This is a genomic window from uncultured Methanobrevibacter sp. (genome assembly GCF_900314615.1).
In the GTDB taxonomy this organism is placed as follows: Archaea; Methanobacteriota; Methanobacteria; order Methanobacteriales; family Methanobacteriaceae; genus Methanocatella.
In genome coordinates this window covers 41,982-63,402 of the sequence record NZ_OMWA01000008.1, presented here as the reverse complement: position 1 = coordinate 63,402, position 21,421 = coordinate 41,982, and the positions used below count along the sequence as shown (strand labels likewise).

At 33.3% G+C, this 21,421-nt stretch carries 17 protein-coding genes; 7 read left to right on the top strand and 10 right to left on the bottom strand.

Annotated elements, in window-relative coordinates:
• Window positions 1-547 precede the first annotated feature (547 nt).
• Window positions 548-1,747 (top strand): acyltransferase, encoded by a 1,200-nt coding sequence (locus tag QZN33_RS03875; protein WP_342764136.1) that lies wholly within the window; start codon window positions 548-550, stop codon window positions 1,745-1,747.
• A 121-nt stretch (window positions 1,748-1,868) separates the two neighbouring features.
• On the opposite strand, the gene pyk is transcribed toward QZN33_RS03875, so the two are convergent.
• Together pyk and QZN33_RS03865 are read right to left on the bottom strand one after the other, a co-directional pair.
• The gene (pyk, locus tag QZN33_RS03870; RefSeq protein WP_296789633.1) at window positions 1,869-3,272 is read right to left on the bottom strand and encodes a pyruvate kinase; all 1,404 of its coding nucleotides are present in this window, start codon (window positions 3,270-3,272) and stop codon (window positions 1,869-1,871) included.
• Between the two features lie 112 nt (window positions 3,273-3,384).
• A complete protein-coding gene (locus QZN33_RS03865) occupies window positions 3,385-4,818 on the bottom strand; it encodes a TrkH family potassium uptake protein (protein ID WP_296789632.1) in 1,434 nt (477 codons plus the stop codon).
• A gap of 298 nt (window positions 4,819-5,116) precedes the next feature.
• Here QZN33_RS03865 and QZN33_RS03860 point away from each other — a divergent pair, with 298 nt between their 5' ends.
• Together QZN33_RS03860 and QZN33_RS03855 are read left to right on the top strand one after the other, a co-directional pair.
• On the top strand, window positions 5,117-6,988 hold the full coding sequence (locus QZN33_RS03860; RefSeq protein WP_296789631.1) for a PP2C family protein-serine/threonine phosphatase: 1,872 nt from the start codon (window positions 5,117-5,119) through the stop codon (window positions 6,986-6,988).
• A complete protein-coding gene (locus QZN33_RS03855) occupies window positions 6,978-8,870 on the top strand; it encodes a PP2C family protein-serine/threonine phosphatase (RefSeq protein WP_296789630.1) in 1,893 nt (630 codons plus the stop codon). The genes QZN33_RS03860 and QZN33_RS03855 overlap by 11 nt, the downstream gene beginning before the upstream one ends.
• Here the strand turns inward: QZN33_RS03855 and QZN33_RS03850 are convergent.
• A complete protein-coding gene (locus QZN33_RS03850) occupies window positions 8,867-9,883 on the bottom strand; it encodes an aminopeptidase P family protein (protein ID WP_296789629.1) in 1,017 nt (338 codons plus the stop codon). The genes QZN33_RS03855 and QZN33_RS03850 overlap by 4 nt on opposite strands.
• Window positions 9,884-9,932: 49 nt before the next feature.
• Between QZN33_RS03850 and QZN33_RS03845 the strand changes: the two genes are divergently transcribed.
• Genes QZN33_RS03845 through QZN33_RS03835 form a run of 3 tightly spaced genes read left to right on the top strand, consistent with a single transcriptional unit; the run spans window position 9,933 to window position 12,436 of the window.
• Entirely contained in the window at window positions 9,933-10,574 is a 642-nt protein-coding gene (locus tag QZN33_RS03845) for a site-2 protease family protein (protein ID WP_296789628.1), read from the top strand.
• A gap of 1 nt (window position 10,575) precedes the next feature.
• Window positions 10,576-11,778, top strand: a complete 1,203-nt coding sequence (locus QZN33_RS03840) for a YcaO-related McrA-glycine thioamidation protein (protein WP_296789627.1) — start codon at window positions 10,576-10,578, stop codon at window positions 11,776-11,778.
• 4 nt (window positions 11,779-11,782) lie between these two features.
• Window positions 11,783-12,436, top strand: a complete 654-nt coding sequence (locus tag QZN33_RS03835) for a TfuA-related McrA-glycine thioamidation protein (protein WP_296789626.1) — start codon at window positions 11,783-11,785, stop codon at window positions 12,434-12,436.
• 401 nt (window positions 12,437-12,837) lie between these two features.
• Here QZN33_RS03835 and QZN33_RS03830 read toward each other — a convergent pair whose 3' ends face one another.
• The 5 genes from QZN33_RS03830 to QZN33_RS03810 form a co-directional block, all read right to left on the bottom strand.
• On the bottom strand, window positions 12,838-13,020 hold the full coding sequence (locus QZN33_RS03830) for a hypothetical protein (protein ID WP_296789625.1): 183 nt from the start codon (window positions 13,018-13,020) through the stop codon (window positions 12,838-12,840).
• Between the two features lie 189 nt (window positions 13,021-13,209).
• Window positions 13,210-13,668 carry a hypothetical protein gene (locus tag QZN33_RS03825; RefSeq protein ID WP_296789624.1) on the bottom strand — a complete coding sequence of 153 codons (459 nt, stop codon included), beginning with the start codon at window positions 13,666-13,668 and terminating at the stop codon, window positions 13,210-13,212.
• A 10-nt stretch (window positions 13,669-13,678) separates the two neighbouring features.
• Window positions 13,679-14,518, bottom strand: a complete 840-nt coding sequence (locus tag QZN33_RS03820) for a CBS domain-containing protein (RefSeq protein ID WP_296789623.1) — start codon at window positions 14,516-14,518, stop codon at window positions 13,679-13,681.
• Between the two features lie 44 nt (window positions 14,519-14,562).
• On the bottom strand, window positions 14,563-14,985 hold the full coding sequence (locus tag QZN33_RS03815) for a universal stress protein (protein ID WP_296789635.1): 423 nt from the start codon (window positions 14,983-14,985) through the stop codon (window positions 14,563-14,565).
• Window positions 14,986-15,026: 41 nt separating this feature from the next.
• Window positions 15,027-16,181 carry an amidohydrolase family protein gene (locus tag QZN33_RS03810; protein ID WP_296789622.1) on the bottom strand — a complete coding sequence of 385 codons (1,155 nt, stop codon included), beginning with the start codon at window positions 16,179-16,181 and terminating at the stop codon, window positions 15,027-15,029.
• A gap of 138 nt (window positions 16,182-16,319) precedes the next feature.
• Here QZN33_RS03810 and QZN33_RS03805 point away from each other — a divergent pair, with 138 nt between their 5' ends.
• Window positions 16,320-16,913, top strand: coding sequence for a zinc ribbon domain-containing protein (locus QZN33_RS03805; RefSeq protein WP_296789621.1), 594 nt, complete (start codon window positions 16,320-16,322; stop codon window positions 16,911-16,913).
• A gap of 18 nt (window positions 16,914-16,931) precedes the next feature.
• Here the strand turns inward: QZN33_RS03805 and carB are convergent, their stop codons facing one another.
• Both carB and carA read right to left on the bottom strand, forming a co-directional pair.
• A complete protein-coding gene (gene carB, locus QZN33_RS03800; protein ID WP_296789620.1) occupies window positions 16,932-20,108 on the bottom strand; it encodes a carbamoyl-phosphate synthase large subunit in 3,177 nt (1,058 codons plus the stop codon).
• Window positions 20,109-20,129: 21 nt separating this feature from the next.
• The gene (gene carA / locus QZN33_RS03795) at window positions 20,130-21,212 is read right to left on the bottom strand and encodes a glutamine-hydrolyzing carbamoyl-phosphate synthase small subunit (RefSeq protein ID WP_296789619.1); all 1,083 of its coding nucleotides are present in this window, start codon (window positions 21,210-21,212) and stop codon (window positions 20,130-20,132) included.
• Window positions 21,213-21,421: the final 209 nt, after the last annotated feature.

Below are 21,421 nucleotides of genomic sequence, written 5' to 3'. Positions count from 1 at the left end.
AAGTATCATCTATTTCACTTGCACTAACACAAGTTATACTTAATAGAAAAACAGCAAGCACCAGCATGAACATTATTTTCTTGTATTTCATTTTCTCCCTGAACTCCTGAAAATTCTATAATAAAAATGTTTTATATCATTCAAACAATCCATGAAATACTCCCATTTTGTTTAAAACTTCTAAAACATGACTAAAAGTCTATCAACGAATATATAAATATATAACGGATTTGGATAACAGAGAGCAGATAAACTTATATTTCTGTTCCCACCATTTAAGAAAATAATGGAAGAAATATCCACCAAAACACCTAAAATTTAAAATACAAACAAGATTATCCGATGATTTCTATAAGATATCATCACATTATCCTAATTTACTACATCCAATGAATAATTTTTTCCAAATATCACAAACAGACTTAAGTGATGTTAATTAATTGCATAATTATTGTAAAATTATAGATGAACAATACCTAATAATTTCATATAAATCCTAAACATATTTAGAAATATATAAATCTCAGATATTGAATATATAATTATCATGTTGAATAGAAATCAACGTAATTCTAATTTGGAAATTTTAAGAATTGTTGCAATGTTTTTTATCATTGCCCATCACTTTGCGGTGCATGGAATGGGCAATATTGATTTTGTTGCTTCAAATCCGAATAATTATATAATTTTTTTCTGTGGCATTCTAGGTAAAATAGGAGTCGTGGTCTTTGTTCTGATTTCGGCTTACTTTATGATTAATTCCAAGTTTACGTTAAGAAAATTACTGGTATTGGGCGGTGAGGTTTACTTTTACTCAGTGATATTTTTATTGATATTTAAAATATTTTTACCCCCTGTAGAACCGATTACATTGGAAAATATTGGAATTTACTTATTGCCTATCAGCCATAGTGCATACTGGTTTGTAACAGCATATATTGTGTTGATGCTGATTTCACCATTCTTAAATAAATTTATTAAAAGCTTATCAAAAAAGAATTTCATAAGATTATTGTTGTTGTGTATTGTATTGTGGTCAATATTTCCGACATTTACCCCGACATTCATGGACGCTGGAGCACCGATGTTTGTAGGATACAGTTTCCAGTTTGTTCCAATACTCTGGTTTGTAGTATTGTATTTCATAGGCAGTTTCATCAGATTGCACTTTGACATTGATAAGCTAAGCTTTAAAAAGCTAATAGCAATCTTTTCTCTATCCATGATAATTACATATGTCGCTTCCTGCATAATCGGATATTATGACATCATATATCCACTGTCCCAAAATTTACACATGTGGGTAGGTTATCCGATTGAAGCTGTAGATGACGGTATTTTATACATGGCTCCTGCTTTGGAAAACAAACTTTTTGTTCTTATCGCATCAACAACACTGTTCCTGATATTTTTAAAAAGAAAAGAGTTTTCAAACAAGTATATCAATTATATAGCCGGAAGTGCATTTGGTGTTTATCTAATCCATGACAACCTTATTGTTCGCCATTATCTATGGAAAACAATACTAAACACTTCATCTTATTATAATTCATCAAATCTCATCCTATTTGCTATTGCAGCACTGGTTTTAATCTACGTTGCATGTACGGGAATTGATTTTATAAGAAGATGGACAATTGAGAAATTATGGATTTGGATAGTGGACAATAAATTAAATCATCTTCCAGATTGGATTGAGCGTCAGCTTAAAAAATTTGAAACGTATTTAGACGGTTATTTAAAATAATCGTCAAAAAACATTGAAATCGAAAAAAATAAGTAACTGTCACATCACAGTTACTTAACATTAATTTTTTAGTCACTTCATTGAATAACAGATATATTAATCAGTTTGCCCTCCATCAAAATTAAATTGGAATAATTTTTAGATAATTGGTTTTTTTAGTCTTACCTAGGGGAAATCCTCCAGTAATTACTATCAAATCTCCTTCATTCAAGTCAAATTCTTCCTGAGCGATGCGTTTTGCATTTTCAACCATCTCATCAGTGTTTTCATATATGTCTGTTTTTACCGGTTTAACACCAAAATTTAAAATAACTTTATCTGCAATACGATAAGACGGACAGCATGCCAATATTGTAGCGTTCGGCCTTAAATTACTGATTTTTTGAGCAGTAAATCCAGTCATTGTTGGAGTGACAATCAATTTAATATCGGAATACTCTACAGCTTCAACAACAAGTTTTGCTATTGTATCACTGATACCGATTGATCCGAGATAAGCAGTATGCTTTGAATAGTCAATAGTGGATTCCACATATTCACAAATTCTACTCATTATGATAACCGCAGGTACTGGATACTTCCCAATTGTAGTTTCTCCAGACAACATCACGCAATCAGTCCCGTCCAATACGGCATTAGCCACATCAGAAACTTCTGCTCTTGAAGGTCTTGGATTTTCATACATGGACGCCAGCATTTCAGTAGCTACAATTGCAAACTTACCCTTTTCACGGCATTTTTTAATAATGCTCTTTTGAAGCATAGGAACCTCTTCCATAGGAACTTCCACACCCAAATCTCCACGGGCAATCATGATTCCATCTGATTCGTCAATTATATCATCTATATTTTCAATACCCATTCTGCTTTCAATTTTTGAAATGATGGAAGCTTCACCGCCAGCCTCTTCAATTATTTTTCGAGCAGCAATAACGTCATCTCTTGAGTTTACAAATGACAAAGCCAGATAATCACATGCGTGCTTTGCTGCAAAAGCAATGTCATTTCTATCCACATCACTTATGAAATCCAGATTTAAGTTAACACCCGGAACATTGATTGTTTTATGGTCCTGAATTTTACCGTTTCCCAAAGCTTTCAATACGACATGATCATTTTTCTTATCAATAACTTCCAATTCAAGCAAAGCATTATCAACAAGTACTTTATCCCCCACTTCAATAAAATCAATAGCTTCACTATGATTGACTCCAAATTCCTCCTGATTGCCTGAAATGCAGGTTTTACTCATTCGGATAGTATCCCCTTTTTTAAGAAATACTCCCCCGCCGCTAAATTCCAAAGTTCTAAATTCCGGCCCTTTTGTATCATAGAGTATAGCTATAGGCCTGTCACATACTCTGCGTGCTTCATTAACCACATCAATAGTATTCAGTATATCTTCACGTGTAGCGTGGCTAAGATTAATACGTGCACAATCCATACCAAACTTAACCATTTTAACCATAACTTCAACAGAATTGGATGCCGGCCCTATAGTACATATAATTTTTGTTTTTTTCACAAAATCCCCTCATAACTTTAACTACTCTTGAAATCTATTAATATTTTTAAATGCATTGTGTTATATAATTTGTTAAGATAACCTGTTAAAAAAACTTCACCCAATAACTTAATTATGATTTAAACAATTCAAAAAATGCTCTTAATGTAATCAGCAAAGGATATATTTCCAGTCTTCCAGCCCACATATTGAAAATTCCAATGATTTTCAACGGCATTTCAATTGTCTGGGACATAGAACCTATTTCCAAACCGACATTACCCTGCATGGACATGGAAAAAAATAAAGAATTGAGAGGGTCATGTCCATACAAACACAACAGTGACCAAGTAATCAATATTAAAATCAGATAAAGAGCTATATAATTTCCGCTTTGGGCAGAAATCTTTTCTTTGAGTTCCCGATTATCCATCTGCATTGAAACAACACTTCCACGGGGAGACCAGATTTCACGTGAATTTTTATATATTCCTTTAAAAAAGGTAATGATACGCATCAATTTAATTGCACCAACTGTAGAACCGGTTGAACCTCCAATAAGCATCAGCATCATTATAATAAATATCACAAATGGATGCCAGCCGCCCATAACTGTCGAACTTTGAATGCTGGCCCCGGTGGTAGTAACCGCAGAAACAACGACAAATACAATATCCATAGGAAGTATATTTGAAATGAAATATATCAATATGGATGAAACAGCAATTAAAGAAATCATTGTTTTAAATTGCAAATCCCGAATAAATGATTTTCCCCTTGTTTTAATGATTCTAAAGTGAACTAAAAAGCTGGTAGCACCCAGTATCATCAAAATAATTGTTATGAAATAAATTACATCATTTTGATAAAATCCTATATTTGCATTTTTAATACTCATACCTCCGGTTGAAATAATGCAGAATGTATTGCACACTGAATCAAAAACCGGCATTCCTGCAAGAACATACAAAATAATCCCAAATAAAGTGTAAACTAAATAAATCTTGATGATTTGTTTGACTGTAGCTTTGGTAGACGGTTTAATGCGTTCCTCACGAGCTTCTGACTGATATAATTTTGCAGATATGGAACCGGGTTTTGCCAAAACAGATATTATCATTAACACAACACCCAAACCACCAATCCACTGCTGAAATGCTCTGAAAAATAATATGCTTTGAGGCAGAACCTCAACATCACTATATATAGTTATACCACTTCCAGTTAAAGCAGACATGCTTTCGAAAATACTGTCAACAATGCTTATGTCCGTAACAAAGTAAAGCACCATACCGCACAAAATGCCCGCCCAAAGCCATGACAGGGAAGATACTATCATAGCATGCTTTAAACGTATTTTATCAATCGAATATTTATCTAAAGCTTTAATTAATGCCAAGCCAATACCAATTGATAGAAAAGCAGGAATAAGATAATATAAAAAATTGAATTCAAGATATATCAAATCAACAGCAATCGGAATCAAGCACATCATTCCAATCCCGACCATGATTATGCCAATATTTCGGGCAATGATAAGCAAATCATGTCTGTTAATATACCTCATATACAAAACCCATAATTATTTTATTAAATAATTGAATAAATAAACATATAAATGTTAAGTAAATTATATTTTACAAAATATTTTTAAAAAAAAAAGATGAATAAATTCCATTAACTTTTTTGAAAAGAACACATCATCAAAAAAAGAAATGCATTGCAAAATGAACATCAAAGCAAAATTTTACAATACATTTAACTTTAATTAACAACAAAATACAAAAATGAGTACAATGTCCAGAGATATTAATCTAAGAGAAATATTTAACAATAAAAAATTCATTTTTATTTTCACATTCGCCATGGAATTTATATTTTATTATTTCTTCGAAGAGTTAATGATTACTGGAAATTATTTGCTGGGCGATTTATGGCTTGCACCCATCTTCGGACTGATGTTCGGACCGATCGGAGCACTGGGTCAGGCATCCGCAACACTGGTTTGGGAGCTCTGGCAGGGAATCAATCCGCTGGCCTGTTTTATAGATTTTGGAATAATGTTTCTCATTTCAGTATTTACATATAAATTATGGTACACAATATTCAAAAGGCACAAACTGACCACTCCTAAATTTGACTCCATTTACAATATTCTGAAGTTTATAGCCATAATCGGAATAATATCAATAACATACTGGATTTTGATTAATCTTTCCATGCTTGCAACACCATATATGAAAGTAGTATATCCGTTAACCGGAAATATCGAGAGAATTTCCTACATCACAAACATATTCTCATTTTCAATAATATTGGGACTTTTACTCATAAGCAGTTTTAATATTCTTAAAATTCCTATGCAAGTCCCCAAAAAGTTCGACACTAAGATAAATATCCCCCACAAATATTATATAACAGCATTTTTAATTGCCGGAGGTTATTTGATTCTTGACAGACTGTCAGTTATTCATAACCCTTATCTAAATAACATTTTCTTCATCGTATGTTTAATTTTTATAATATTGTTCTGTTTAAACAAAAGGGACGAAGACATTAAAATAATAAACACAAATTATTCAATTATCGAAGAAATTATCATGATATTCATGCTAATTTTTAGCATTACATTAATTTTTAATTATTATAGCTTAAACTACATTGTGAGTTATGTTTTTCCAAATTTAAATTATGACTTTTTACTAATGATAATACTTGCAGTTTCAAGCATCTCAATAATAATTCTTTCAATGCTCCATATTTCATATGTTGAGCACAGCGTTACAAATCCTCTTTATGGCCTGATTGACTCAACAAAAGAATATAATAATCAGAAAAAAGTAACCGGCAAAGATATCGAACTTAACAAATATGTAAAACCTGACGATGACATTGGAACATTAGTTAAATCATTTTTAAATCTGAAAACACTTATAAATGAAAATTTAGATGATCTTAAGCAGACAACAGCTGAAAAAGAAAGAATTGAAACCGAACTGGATGTTGCAAGCAATATTCAGGCAAATATGCTTCCCAAAGATTTTGATGAATTTTCTAAAAATAAACCATTTGAAATCTACGGATTCATGAGCCCTGCAAAAGAAGTGGGAGGAGATTTCTATGATTTTTTTGAACTTGATGAAAATTACATCAATTTTGTTATAGGAGATGTGAGCGGCAAGGGAATGCCTGCAACATTATTCATGGTAAAAACCATGCATTTAATCAGGAACAATTCCATATTTAGAGAAAAGCTCTCACAGGTATACGAAAATGTCAATAACACAGCATGTGAGAGAAATGACGAAAACCTCTTTGTCACATCATGGATTGGAAAACTGAATTTGAATAATGGAAATCTATTTTATGTCAATGCCGGACATAATCGTCCATTAATAAAACAAAAAGACGGTGATTTTGAATATCTGGATACTCGTGCAAACCTGGTTCTTGGATTGATGGAAGACATGCCTTATAATGAATATAAATTAAATCTGAATCCGGGAGATATGATTTTCCTATATACCGACGGAATTACTGAAGCAAATAATAATTATGAAGGATTTTATGGAGAAGAACGTTTAAAAACAATAATCAATAAACATAAAGATGAAAATTTAAATGAAATTATTGATGAAATTATAAAAGATTTAGACAAGTTCTGCAATAGCCAGGAACAGTTTGACGACATGACAATGCTGCTTTTAAGATATACGGGTGATGAAAATGAGGATTAATGAAATTTTCAATTCTAAAAAATATATCTTTTTATTTTCAGTAATTGTGAGTGTAATTGAGATAGTGATTTTGAATGCTTTAGATTATCCGATTCCACTAGAATACACAATACTTCCAATATTAGGGCTGTTTTTTGGACCATATGCAGTTTTAGGATTTACATTAACAGAAACAGCATATGACATCATTTATTTTCAAGCGGCAAACATCGAAATCATATTATTCAATGCGGCAATTACATTTATTTTCGGAATATTGCCATGGAAGCTATGGTATTCAATTTTAAATAAGAATGGAAATGATGTTCCAAACATAAATCGGGCAAATAATTTCATAAAACTGATAATTATCATGGCTATCACATACTTATATTCATTCGGAATTTTATACAACGAACTGTCAATAAACAAAGACGTCGAGGCAGTTTATTTCACAATAATCATTACAACATTATTAATGATATTTATCATGACCGCAATCTACCATGCAGACATACCGTGCTACACTCCAAAAAAACAAATAAAAAGGCTGATGCCTGACAGTTTATATTTAATATCATTGCTGATTTCAATGATTACTCCTGTATACTTCTTCATATTTAATCAACCAAATGATTTCTTTTTATTAACACTGCCTAATAATTTAACTTTAATAGCAATATCAGTAGTATTTACAGTCATCTTTCTATTTAAACCATACAAAGAGGATGTATTTACAATACCCCCTAAAGAAAAACCGAACACATTTTACAAAATATGTGTTTCAATATTAGTAATCCTATTAATATTATCAATAACACTGACAACCACACTGAACCACCTGTATTTTATTGAATATAATCTCTCATTTGACCCTTTTGTGAGTTACGTTTATGATTTTGGAGAGATTTTATTCCCATTTTTAATCCCTATGATCATATATATAATATTTCTAGAAAGGAAAGTTATGAATCCCCTTAAAAAATTATCTGAATATTTATCTAACGACATTGAAGATTATGATGATATTGAGTTGTTGAAAAATAACCTGAACAACATTACAGTCAACAATGAAATAAAGTCATTGTCAGATTCCCTGCTCGACATGGGAAGCGATTTAGTTAGCTACAGTGACAATTTAGTCAAAGTAACAAGTGAAAAAGAAAAATATAAAACAGAACTCAAATTAGCCAGGGAAATTCAGTACTCAATGATTCCGACTGATTTTGAAAAATTCTACGAAAATAAGAATATTGAAATATGGGGAATAATGAAAGCGGCCCGTGAAGTGGGAGGGGATTTTTATGATTATTTCCAAATCGACGATGAAAACATAGGATTTGTTATTGGAGATGTGAGCGGAAAAGGAATTACTGCAGCATTAATCATGGTGAAAGCCATGACATTAATTCATGACTACATTAAACACTACAGCGACCTTTCAAAAGCAGTATATGATGTAAATAATCAACTCTGCAAAGGAAATGCGGAAAGTCTTTTTGTCACATCATGGATTGGAAAACTCAATACGAAAACCGGAGAATTAACCTTTGTCAATGCAGGACATAATCCTCCACTGATTAAAAGAAACAATGGAGATTTTGAATACATCAAAACCAATGCAGAACTGTTTTTGGCATGTATGGAAGACATACCCTATAAAACAGAAACAATAAAAATGAATCCTGGCGATGCCCTATTCCTATATACTGATGGGGTTACTGAAGCAAACGATGATTATAATGGATTTTACGGTGATTTACGACTCAAAGATATTTTAAACAAACATAAAAATGATGATTTGGAAAAAATCATTACTTCTGTTGAAAATGATATTGATGAGTTCTGCAACCACAATGATCCTTTTGATGATACCACCATGTTTATCATCAAAAGAAATTAATCAATAATCAGCGGCAGATCACCTATCACATTGCCTTTTCGTGAAATTTCAATTGTATCTTCCAAACGCACACCGAATTCGCCTTCCAGATATATTCCAGGCTCTACTGTGATAACCATTCCCTTTTCAATTACTGTATCATCGCGAAGAGAAAAACCAGGAGTTTCATGGATATCCAGACCTAAGCTATGGCCTGTTGAATGGATAAATTTATCACCATAACCATAATCTGAAATAACATCACGTGCGACTTTATCAATCTCACAACATTTAAGACCCGGTTTGATGGCTTTGATTGCCTTATCATGAGATTCCTTTACAATATCAAAAATTTCATGCTGCTTTTCAGTGTAAACCATAGTACGAGTATTGTCTGAGCAGTACCCCTCATAAATTGCACCCCAATCAATCAGTATCGGCCGCTGCAATTTCTTATCCTGAGGAACTGCATGAGGAAGACTTGAAGATGGACCGCTTGCAACAATTGTGTCAAATGATTCTTTAGAAGCGCCATTTTCAATCATATGACGGACAAGGTCAAAGGCAACTTCATTTTCGCTGCCGGAGTTATTTAAAATATCCAGCTGGAGAAATGACTTTTGGGCGATTTCAGTTGCTTTAGTAATCTTTCCAATCTCTTCGGGAGTCTTAATCATCCTTTGCTTGTCAACATATGTTTTGGAATCAATTTGAAAATCATCCCTGAACCGAACATATGTACTGTAAGGAAGGCTTGGCTCAATAGCCAGGTTTTTAATTCCCTCTTTCCTGAGCTCTTTAATCATCACTTCATAGGATTCATATTCCCTGACTTCAATATCAGAATCCCTTCGGGCAATCTCCATATCCATGCTTGAAGCATAAATGACAGGATTGTCTTTAATTACACAGAAAGCAAAACTTGTAGGTTTATAATTGGAGATATATTCCACATTTGTAAATTGTGTCAACATATAAGCCTGAAAATCATCTTTTTTCAAATCATTTAAAATATTTTTTATATGTACGTCCATGATAATATTTAGAAAAAACTTTATATATAAAACTAGATATTTTAAAATTATGATTAAATTTACAAGCAGTGAAGTAAGAGACTTACTGATAGCATTTTTCGTTATTTCACTTTGTTTTGCATTAGCCAACGGTGGACGAGATACAAATGCCGTTTTAACCATATTGCCATATATTATGGTCGGTGTAGGTCTTGGATTTATTTTGCACGAATTAGGACATAAATTTGTTTCAATGAAATACGGATACTGGGCTGAATTTAAATTATGGCCTCAAGGATTAATATTTGCATTGATAACATCTTTTTTCGGATTCGTATTTGCAGCTCCGGGTGCAGTATACACCTATGCAAACTACATGACCGATGAAATCAACGGTAAAATATCCATTGCAGGACCTATTGTCAATATCGTTCTTGCATTAATATTCTTAGCTGTTGCAGTGGCAGTTTATCCATCTGCATTCCATTCAGCAAATTCCGTGACATTATTCATAATCTGTTCTTTAGGATACTCCGTCAACAGCTTTTTAGCTGTATTTAACTTGCTTCCTATTGGAAATCTAGACGGATCTAAAGTATTGAACTGGAATTTTGGAATATGGATCGTTACTATTGCAGTAGCTGGAATCATGACATTTGCATCCATGACAATGGGCGTTGAAAACTTAGTGAGATTAATAATAGGATTTTAAAATGACAAATGAACTTACTTACTTTAAAGGAACCCATAGAGTTATAGCTCCAAAAAGGACAATTGAAATTAATGAAGATAAATTGAAAGTAGCTGGAATAACCCGTATTGCAGACATTACAGATTTGGACAGAATTGGTCTGCCAATCTATACTGCCATAAGACCGACTGCAGAAGACGGCGCAGTGAGCATCTACGGCGGGAAAGGAATTGAAAAAGACCACGCCAAAGCATCTGCAATGATGGAAGGTTTTGAGAGATATTCCGCCGAAAGGCAGGACAGTGATGAAAGCATAATAGCTACTTTAGATGAGATTTCTGAAAAAGGAGAATATATAAATCCGAAATCCCTAAATCTTCCAAAGGAACTTGAAAAGGAAGACATTTCAGATTTTAAACTGGAATGGAGTATAGCTCATGACATAATCTCCAATAATGATTATTACATTCCGACAAATGCAATATATCATCCATACATTACTAATCCCCAGGCCAGAAGCCTGTTTAAGTCAAATACCAATGGTCTGGCTTCAGGAAATGTTCTGGAAGAAGCAATACTGCATGGAATATTTGAAGTCATTGAAAGAGATGCATGGAGCATTTTCGAGCTAACCCATAAAAATTACGCCCAAATCGATTTGGATACAATAGAAAGCGATATCGTTAACGACACAATTGATAAATTCGAAAGTGAAGGAATAAAAATCAAACTTATGGATTTTACTGCAGACATTAATGTTCCGACAATCGCAGCATCTGCTGATGATACAGTTACCAAAGATGCAGGACTTTTGACTTTGGGAATGGGAACACATCTCGATCCGGAAGTTGCAATTTTAAGGGCATTGACCGAAGTTGCACAAAGCAGAGCCACACAGATAAACGGTGCCCGTGAAGATACCGTTCGAGCAGATTTTGCGCGTGAAGCAGGATATGAACGTATGAAAAGAATCAACAAATATTACTTCAGACAGGAAGAAAATCAAATTGATTTGTCAGATATTGAAAACAGGTCAACAACATCCATTACCGAGGATATTGAAATCGTTAAAGATGAACTGATTGCCAATGACATTGAAAAAATATTATATGCCGATTTGACAAGACCGGAATTGGACATCAGCGTTGTTCGTATAATCATTCCTGAAATGGAACTTTACGCAATTGACCAGTCAAGGGCAGGATACAGATTTTTAAAAGTATGATAACATGACCAAAATCATAATTTACACAGGATTATCACTTCCATTCAGTGAAGCAAAAGATATTTTAGATAGCTGCGATGACATTGAAGTAGTTTATAAAAGACCCATAAAAAGAGGCGACTTGAATCTTGCTTTAAAAGAAAATCCCGACATTATAGGAATAATTGACGGAGTATTTCATCAGAACTCAGCAGTGGGGCATAAAGAAATTCTTAAAGTGATTAAAAGCGGAGTCAAAGTTTACGGAGCTTCAAGCATGGGTGCACTTAGAGCATCTGAACTTGACAGTCTCGGAATGATTGGAGTAGGCTATGTCTATGAACAATATGCAAGCGGTAAAGTTGATTCAGATGATGATGTTGCAGTAATGCTTGACAGCGATAGCCTGGAAGCGTTATCCGAACCGTTGATTAATATGAATTATGTTTTTGAAAATGCAATGTGTGAAAACATCATCACCACCCAGGAAAAAGAGGAGTTATCCACAATTGCCAAAAAAACATATTATCCTAAACGAAATTATGCCCAAACTCTGGCCGAATCCGGTTTAGATAACAAAACCAAAGACCAACTGATTGATTTTATTCGCCAGTCAAAAGACATTAAAAAAGAAGATGCCAAACAGTTATTAAAGCAAATCCGAGATGATTTACTTTAACACCACCATTAAATCATCACAATTATTATTTTTCAAAAGTGAAAACACAACCATCAAAATTTACCTGAAAATCCCCTGCGCTTCATCCCACATAATGTTTAGCATTACTCAAAATCAGCACCCAATTTATGCAAAGAAGTTTATGAGTAAAATAATAAAAGTAGATGAAAACATGATTTTTATGAAAGCTATAATCAATATAACAAATAGATGTTATTTATTTTATCAATAGGAATATATTCATGTACATGCATCATCATGTTTTAAACATTTTCACTATTAAATGGAAATTAAAATTGTCGAAATCAATGATTTTAAAAATTAACGTGAGAGGAAAATGTTCTTCAAGCAATATCCGTTACTTTAATGTATTCCCCAGATATTTTCCGTTCCATATCCTATTATTCGCTATCTTTTAAAGATTCAATGAATGATTCATGAATTTCTTCTGCTAATTCATCGTTTCCTTCAATAATTGGACCAGTATAATCACAGTCCCTGCAAATGCACTGAGACCAGTTTTGAGGAATAATCCAATCAACATTTCTTGATCCGCATCTTGGACAAATCTTATGCATTTTCATTTTAAACGCTCCTTGAAATTTATTTAGTGAGATGCTATTTACATACTAACATATGAGAAAAATACCATAAAAAGTTTTGGAGAGACCCTATCTTAATTATTTTCAAACAGAAAAAAACTCAAAAAAAAGGATATAAAAAGAGTGTGAAACACTAAATCAAAAAAGATAAAAATAAAAAAATATCAAAACTCACTTTTTCATTTCCAAATATTTTTTCAAAACGATTTCGGGAGTTTCAATAGTTTTTTCAAAAGTTTGTGAAAACTCATTAGTCTCATAATTGTCTGCTGTTTTCGCCAGTCCTTTTAAAATCAATTGCTTGCCATCAATCTTAAAACCTGTTTCATCCGCTTCAATTTCAATTAAGTTTATCTCAATTTCAGAAGCCTTTTCAAGTTCATTATCGGCTTTAACCTCATATTTAAGCTTTAAATCCTTATGAGGAATTAACTCATTAACAGTTCTTTTAATAACTGATTCGAAAAGTTCCAAGAATTTTACAACAGGTGGCAAATCATTAGCCCACCAATAAGCAAGAACAGAGTTGAGGACTATTTCGTGTTCGACAAAATCATCATATAATCTTGCCCGAACACCAACAGCACTATCATCAACGACTTTAATTACTAAAACCGGACTAACTGCCATTATACCACAGTTATTCTACTAATGCTTTAATTAAATCACTAGCTCTAACAATTCCGACTAAATCTCCTTCAACACCAATTACAGGAATCTGTTCAATGTTTAAGGATTTCATTTTTTTAGCACAGTCTGAAACTTTAGTTTTAGAGTTAGCTACTTCAACATTTCCAACAGCAACATCAGCAACTACCTTATCAGTGAATTTCAAATGGTTTTTCTCAATGTACAATACAGAAGTACTATCCCAAGACCATTTATCGCCTTCAGTACCTACTGTGGAGCTGTGTTCACTTCTTTCAGAAATAATTTCTATTTCAGAAATGAAATCAGTTTCAGTTAAGATTCCAGACAATTTAGCTTCATCATTTAATGCTAAAATAGATTTTAAACCAAACTGATTCATGGATTCGAAAGCAACATTTAATGGAGCCTGATCCCATGTGGTTGGAACTGTAGTAATCATGTAGTTTTCAACAGCATCATCGATTTCAATTTTTGTCAAAGCTTTAGATACTAAATCGAATGATGTAATAATACCTACAAGTTCACCGTCATCATTAACAACAGGAACTCTTCTCACATTATTTTCAATCATTTTGCGAGCAGCATCCACTACATCATCACCCGGATTAACAGTGACTAAGTCTCTACTCATCAACATTGCGATTTGTTCTTCATCAGGATTATTAATTAAATCAGAACGAGTTACTAGTCCTACTAAAATATCAGTATCTTCTTTAACAACTGGAAGAACTGCTTTGTTTTCTTTTCTCATTAAGTCTAAAACTTTTTCCCTGTTTCCTGGAACAGAAACACTAACTACATTTTTAGACATTGTTCTTTTAACTAACATAAAAACACCTATATTAACAAATATATAAAATTAAATGATAATATTTAATGAACTACGAGTACTGCGCATTTAGCTGAATTTACAACCTTGTCCGCTACACTACCCATTATAAACCTATCGAATCCAGATTTACCAGAACTACCCATAACTATCAAATCAACATCTTCTTCTGATGCAACTTCCAAAATGCATCGGGCAGGAGAACCTTCTTTTATGACATGAGTTATTTTTAAATCATCTTCATTTAATTTGTCGAACTCTTCAAGATTCTCTTCTGATCTCTCTTTTAAGAGTTGATTTAACTGGTACACTTCATCATCCAATGGAAGTCCGTTAACAAAATTATTTTCTGTGACGCTCACAGCAACTATTTCAGCTCCAGAAACACCCGCTAAAAATAATGCATGTTTTTGAGCTTTTTTTGCAAATTCTGACCCGTCTGTAGGGACCAATATTTTTTTATACATCATTAACATCTCCCATAATATATAGATTTATATCCATGATATTATACAATACATTTTTTATTAATGATATATAATATATTTTTCGTTTCTATGCGATTGCATATGTTAAGATAAGGATTTTTAGAAAAAGATTTGAAAATTACAAATTCGGCGAAATTACCCTCATTTATATGGGTTTTCTGTATAACATTATTTACATCATGACTGCAGACATTTGTTGTAGCCATCTGCAATAACTTTAATGGGTCAATATAACTTTTATAATATACAGACATTAGTTTTAAAGTAAATTCCAACTCCCTTAACATATTTGGAGAGTTTAGCATCACATTATCTGTTCCAAGAAGTGGTGCCATACCCATTTCCAGCATTTCATTCAATCTGCAAACCCCAACATTCAATGTAGCGTTGGCGCGGGGACAGACAACAACATTAGCATTGGAACTAGAAACCATTTTTAAATCATTGCCTTTAGGATTTGTCAAGTGAACCAGCTGGTCAAAATTACTGCTGACACCTTTTTCTATTTCAGTTTTTCCAAATTCCTCCAGAGATTCAATCTGGTTGGATTCAGACTCAGCAACATGAATTGAAGATATTTTATTTTGTTTTTTACATTCATCAACGATTATTTTTGCGACATCTTCTGTAATTTCACCAAAACCACTTGGAGCAATCCCATCAGCAATTTTAAGGAGCTTTCGAACCGCAGTTTTAACTTTATTTAAATCCGGATCATCACCATAGAAACTGTTGTCACGGCCCAATATAACCGGTTTTATAGGAATATCCTCACTGGCTTTTTTTAAAAGTTTAACACCATCAAGTCCGCCTTCACGATAATCTATGAAATGAGTAGTTCCTGAACGGACCATATCCCACATAGACTGTTTCATGGCATCAATTAATTCATCATCACTTGCATTAGCTAAAGCCTTATGTTTGACCCCATTCGGAGGTTTTACCATTTCACTTAATGATAATCCGTAACCTTCATCCTTAATAATAGAATCTCCAATATGAATATGGCCATTAATAAATGAAGGGCACACTACAGCACCTTCAACATCAATGATTTTGCCTTCTTTTAGGTCTTTTCCAATATTAATGATTTTACCGTCATCGACGACGATATTTTCTTTGGAAGGGATTAAATTTTGACCTTTTAAAATAATTCCGTTAGTTATAGTGAACATTAAAGGAAAATCTAATTTTTTTTATTAATATAATTTTTCATTCATTACATTTATTTAATTGAAACTTGAAATAGTATACTGATAACGGTTGAAAAACCAAAGATACTTAAAACCTCACTAAACCTTTTTCAAACGGAGATGATTTCTATTAACTCTCAAGAAATAAGATACTTCTACAGAAATATTGTAAAAACTGGTGATGTATACAGAGTTAAACATAACAATAAAGATTATGGAGAGTTCAGGAAATTATCCGATGCATTATATGAACGGGATGCACTATTTTTCTGCAATTTTGACTATGATTTGCTTGTTGAATGTGACCTTGAAAACAAATATGAAAACATGGATTTGCCGCCGTTTCCTGAAAGAAGGCCAAAAGGCAGAATCAAAGGCTCAAAAGTCAACAAAAAAGAAAGGGAAGGTGAAATCCTTTTTGACCATAAAGTTAAAGGTTTTTATATTAAAAGAATGGACGACATAATCGGCTATTACGATACAATGACTGAAGCTTTCTACTATAAGAAACTTTTAATGGATAATAACTGGGACATGAATGTTTTAAAAAGCAATGTTACAGAAAAGATTGAAATTAATAAAATTATTGATCCTACAATAGAATATAAAGTGGAATTGAACTTCTGTCCTAAATGTAAAAGCAGACTGAAAATTGGCGAAGAGGAATGTCCGTCCTGCGGTATAAATATAAAAGAATATTTGTATAATAATTAAAAAAAGGATGAAGAATAATTATTCTCCACCAGCATATTCATTTAAAGATTTAACATTGAGTTCACTGTCCTGTACAGCTGCAATTGCATTTAATGCTGCTCTTGCACCTGCCAATGTGGTAACATATGGAATACCCAATTCAATAGCTAATCTTCTGATGATATAACCGTCCTTAGCAGACTGCTTACCTTCAGAAGTATTGACAATTAAATCAATTTCCTTGTTTAAAATAGCATCACGGATGTTTGGAGATCCTTGAGATACTTTTTTAACAAATTCCACATCATCAAGACCTGTGGCAACTCCAGTACCTTCAGTTGCGACAATCTTAAATCCTAAATTAGAAGCTTTCTCAGCAATAGGTCTGATTTTTTTCTTATCTGCTTCTTTAACACTCATAAATATTGTTCCTTCCTTAGGTAGTTCCATACCTGCTGAAAGTTGTGATTTATAGAATGCCATTCCAAATGATTCATCAATACCAATACTTTCACCGGTTGATTTCATTTCAGGACCTAAAACTGTATCTGATTCAGGTAATTTAAGGAATGGGAATACAGATTCTTTTACAGCCACATGAGGAATTTTAATTTCTTTGGTTAAATTGAAGTCTTTTAATTTAGCTCCTTCCATAATCCATGTTGCAACTTTAGCAAGAGGCACTCCGATAGCTTTACTTACAAATGGAACAGTTCTACTTGCTCTTGGGTTTGCTTCAATGATATAAACCATTTCCTCATCGAGTTTAACTGCATACTGGATGTTCATTAATCCTTTAACATCCAATTCTAAAGCCAATTTTTTGGAGTTTTCACGAATAGTGTCCAGAATATGTTCAGGAATAGTTTGAGGAGGTATTACACATGCAGAATCTCCGGAGTGAACACCTGCTTCTTCAATGTGTTCCATAATTCCTGCAATAAATACATTATCACCGTCACATAAAAGGTCCACGTCAAGTTCAATAGCGTCTTCCAAGAACTTGTCCACTAAAATAGGATGGTCAGGTGAAACTTTTACAGCTTCTTTCATATATTCCTCAAGTTCATTTACATCATAAACAATTTCCATTGCTCTTCCACCGATAACGTATGACGGACGGACAAGAACAGGGAATGTGATTTTTTCTGCAATTTCTTTTGCTTCTTCAAAAGAGTTAGCAGTTCCGTATGGAGCCTGGTGAATGTGCAGTTTTTCTAAAAGTTCTGCGAACAATTCTCTGTCTTCTACCCTATCAATGCTTTCGTATGGAGTTCCTAAAATTTTAACACCAGCATTTGCAAGAGGAACAGCCAGGTTAATGGAGGTCTGACCACCGAACTGTACAATAACACCATCAGGTTTTTCCTGCTCGATTACACCCATTACATCTTCAAAGGTCAATGGTTCGAAGAACAGCTTATCTGAAATGTCATAATCAGTACTTACGGTTTCAGGGTTGTTGTTAATCAAAATTGTTTCGATTCCATCTTCTTTTAAAGCCAGGGAAGAATGTACACAACAGTAATCAAACTCAATACCCTGACCAATTCTGATTGGACCTGCACCAAGAATAACAACTTTTCTTTTGGTTGTGGAAACCAGTTCATTTCCTTTATCATAACTGCTGTAGTAGTATGGAGTTTTTGCTTCAAACTCAGCAGCACAGGTATCTACCATCTTGTATGACTGTTTGATATTGTATCTTGAAAGAAGATTTCTGACATATTCTTCAGTCTGACCGGACAGGTCAGCAAGTCTTTTATTTGAAAATCCAAGCTGTTTTGCTTTTCTCAGGTAATCTTCATCATCCAATTTATCTGCAGTCACATCGTTTTCAAAGTTGACGATGTTTCTGATTTTGTATAAGAAGAAATTATCAATTTTTGTAAGTTCTCTTATTTTATCAATATCCATTCCGTCCTTAATTGCAGAATAAATCTGGAAGTAAATTAAGTCAGTCGGATGTGAAAGGTCTTCTTCTGTGTATTCAACATATTCAAATCCGTCAAAGCCCATATCAAGTGACCTTAAAGCTTTTTGGAATGCTTCTTCAAAGGTTCTTCCGATAGCCATTACTTCTCCGGTTGCCTTCATCTGAACACCGACTTCACGGCTGATTCCTTTAAATTTGTCAAACGGCCATCTTGGGATTTTTATTACCACATAATCGATAGCAGGTTCAAAGGAAGCAGGAGTCTCTTTGGTAATGTCATTTTTGATTTCATCCAAAGTCATTCCTAAAGCTACTTTTGAAGATATTTTTGCAATCGGATAACCTGTTGCTTTTGAAGCAAGAGCACTACTTCTTGATACACGAGGGTTTACTTCAATAACCTTATATTCATCATTTTCAGGGTTTAAAGCAAACTGAATATTACATCCTCCGCGAATTCCTAATGCTCTGATGATTTTAATGGATGCATCACGCATTTTCTGGATGGTTTCATCACATAAGTTCTGAATTGGAGCGACAACAACACTGTCTCCTGTGTGAATACCCATAGGGTCAATGTTTTCCATAGTACATACAATGATACAGGTGTCTTCTTTATCCCTCATTACTTCGAATTCGATTTCTTTCCATCCGAGAACAGATTCATCAATGAGAACCTGATTAATGAAACTCATATCCAAACCATGATTTGCAATTTCAATTAATTCTTCTTCATTGTGGGCAATTCCCCCACCGGTTCCACCTAATGTGAATGCCGGCCTTACAATTACAGGATAACCGATTTCCTTTACAGCTTCAAGAGCAGCATCTACACTTTCCACAGCTTCACATTTAGGAATTTCTTCACCGATTTCTTCCATAAGATTTGCAAACAAATCACGGTCTTCCACATCTTTAATTGTCTGAACATCAGAACCAATTACCTTAATTCCTTCAAGAAGACCCAAATCTCCAAGTCCTGTTGCAATATTCAGTCCAGTCTGTCCACCCATGGTTGGTAAAATAGCATCAATATCTTCTTCTTCAATAATCTTTGCAACAACTTCGGGAGTTAACGGTTCTGTATAAACAGTATCAGCCATATCAATATCAGTTTGAATAGTAGCAGGATTACTGTTAACTAAAACAGTTTCAATTCCTTCCTCTCTTAATGATTTACATGCTTGTGAACCTGAATAATCGAACTCAGCAGCTTGTCCAATTTGAATAGGTCCGGAACCAATAATTAATACTTTTTTAATATCCTTATCAACTGGCATTTGTAATCCTCACCAAATTTTTTAATAATCATCCATCATCTGACTGAACTCATCAAAAATACTTCTTGTATCGTTTGGACCAGGACCAGCTTCAGGGTGGTACTGGATACATTTAAGAGGCAATTCCTTGTGAGAAATACCTTCTGGAGTTCCATCATTTAAGTTAATTTGAGCTAATTCCAAGTCTGTTTCTTTTAATGATTCCTTATCAATTGTGAATCCATGGTTTTGTGAAGTGATAAATACTTTTCCAGTTTTTAAATCTTTAACTGGCTGGTTTTCACCACGGTGACCAAATTTCATTTTGTATGATCTTGCTCCGAAAGACTTAGCAATTAACTGTTGACCCATACAGATTCCGAAAATAGGTAATCTATTGGATAATTTTTTCATAGTTTCAATAGTTTCTGTTACTCTGTCAGGATTTCCAGGACCTGATGTAATCATCAAACCGCTTGGAGAGTAATCCAGGACAGTTTTATAATCAGTATCATAAGGGAATAACACTACACCAATATCCCTTTCTAAAAATGAGTTAATGATATTCTTTTTAACTCCACAGTCAATTAAAGCAACTTTTTTATCAGCATCCTCATTGAACACTTTGATTTCTTTAGTAGATACTAAAGGAACAACATCCCTTTCTTCAATACTTGGCTGTGATCTTGCCATTTCAAGCAATTTATCATCATCAATATCTTCAGTTGTTATTGCTGCTTTAAGTGAACCACGTTCTCTGATTTTTAAAGTCAAATCACGAGTATCTATTCCAGAAATACCCGGAGTTTTAAATTCTTTTAAGAATTCATCTAAAGTTTTTTGAGGCCCCCAGTTAGAAACTTCACGGCAAACTTCACGACAGACAAATCCTTCAACCTGAATATTATCAGATTGATACCACTTTTCACTTACCCCATGATTACCTTCCAATGGGTAAGTAGACATTAATATTTCTCCTTTAAAAGACGGATCAGTCAATGATTCGGTGTAACCACCCATACCTGTAGAAAAAACAAGTTCTCCTAATTTAGTGGTTTCATAACCGAATGCTTCACCTTTTAAAACAGTTCCATCTTCCAAAGCTAATTTAGCTATTTTTACCATTAAATCACCATTTTTAAGAAAATATAATTCTCTATCTTTAATATATATTATTTTACTATATTATTAATCTTTGTTTTTTATAGAATTTTCATGAAAAATTCTGAATATTGACCCATATTAAAATGAAAAGCGTCGAATATATATATGAATATTTTTTAATTATTTAGGCATGCCAAAATATTTAAATCATGTTATCAAAAATAATACTA

Coding starts and splice junctions, on each gene's coding strand:
- QZN33_RS03830 (WP_296789625.1), bottom strand. CDS start 13,020: ATGAAAATGCATAAGATTTGTCCAAGATGCGGATCAAGAAATGTTGAT.
- QZN33_RS03815 (WP_296789635.1), bottom strand. CDS start 14,985: ATGTATAAAAAAATATTGGTCCCTACAGACGGGTCAGAATTTGCAAAA.
- carA (WP_296789619.1), bottom strand. CDS start 21,212: ATGGTAAAAATAGCTAAATTAGCTTTGGAAGATGGAACTGTTTTAAAA.
- QZN33_RS03855 (WP_296789630.1), top strand. CDS start 6,978: ATGAGGATTAATGAAATTTTCAATTCTAAAAAATATATCTTTTTATTT.
- carB (WP_296789620.1), bottom strand. CDS start 20,108: ATGCCAGTTGATAAGGATATTAAAAAAGTATTAATTATTGGTTCCGGA.
- QZN33_RS03835 (WP_296789626.1), top strand. CDS start 11,783: ATGACCAAAATCATAATTTACACAGGATTATCACTTCCATTCAGTGAA.
- QZN33_RS03875 (WP_342764136.1), top strand. CDS start 548: ATGTTGAATAGAAATCAACGTAATTCTAATTTGGAAATTTTAAGAATT.
- QZN33_RS03810 (WP_296789622.1), bottom strand. CDS start 16,181: ATGTTCACTATAACTAACGGAATTATTTTAAAAGGTCAAAATTTAATC.
- QZN33_RS03865 (WP_296789632.1), bottom strand. CDS start 4,818: ATGAGGTATATTAACAGACATGATTTGCTTATCATTGCCCGAAATATT.
- QZN33_RS03845 (WP_296789628.1), top strand. CDS start 9,933: ATGATTAAATTTACAAGCAGTGAAGTAAGAGACTTACTGATAGCATTT.
- QZN33_RS03805 (WP_296789621.1), top strand. CDS start 16,320: ATGATTTCTATTAACTCTCAAGAAATAAGATACTTCTACAGAAATATT.
- QZN33_RS03840 (WP_296789627.1), top strand. CDS start 10,576: ATGACAAATGAACTTACTTACTTTAAAGGAACCCATAGAGTTATAGCT.
- QZN33_RS03820 (WP_296789623.1), bottom strand. CDS start 14,518: ATGTTAGTTAAAAGAACAATGTCTAAAAATGTAGTTAGTGTTTCTGTT.
- QZN33_RS03860 (WP_296789631.1), top strand. CDS start 5,117: ATGGAATTTATATTTTATTATTTCTTCGAAGAGTTAATGATTACTGGA.
- QZN33_RS03825 (WP_296789624.1), bottom strand. CDS start 13,668: ATGGCAGTTAGTCCGGTTTTAGTAATTAAAGTCGTTGATGATAGTGCT.
- QZN33_RS03850 (WP_296789629.1), bottom strand. CDS start 9,883: ATGGACGTACATATAAAAAATATTTTAAATGATTTGAAAAAAGATGAT.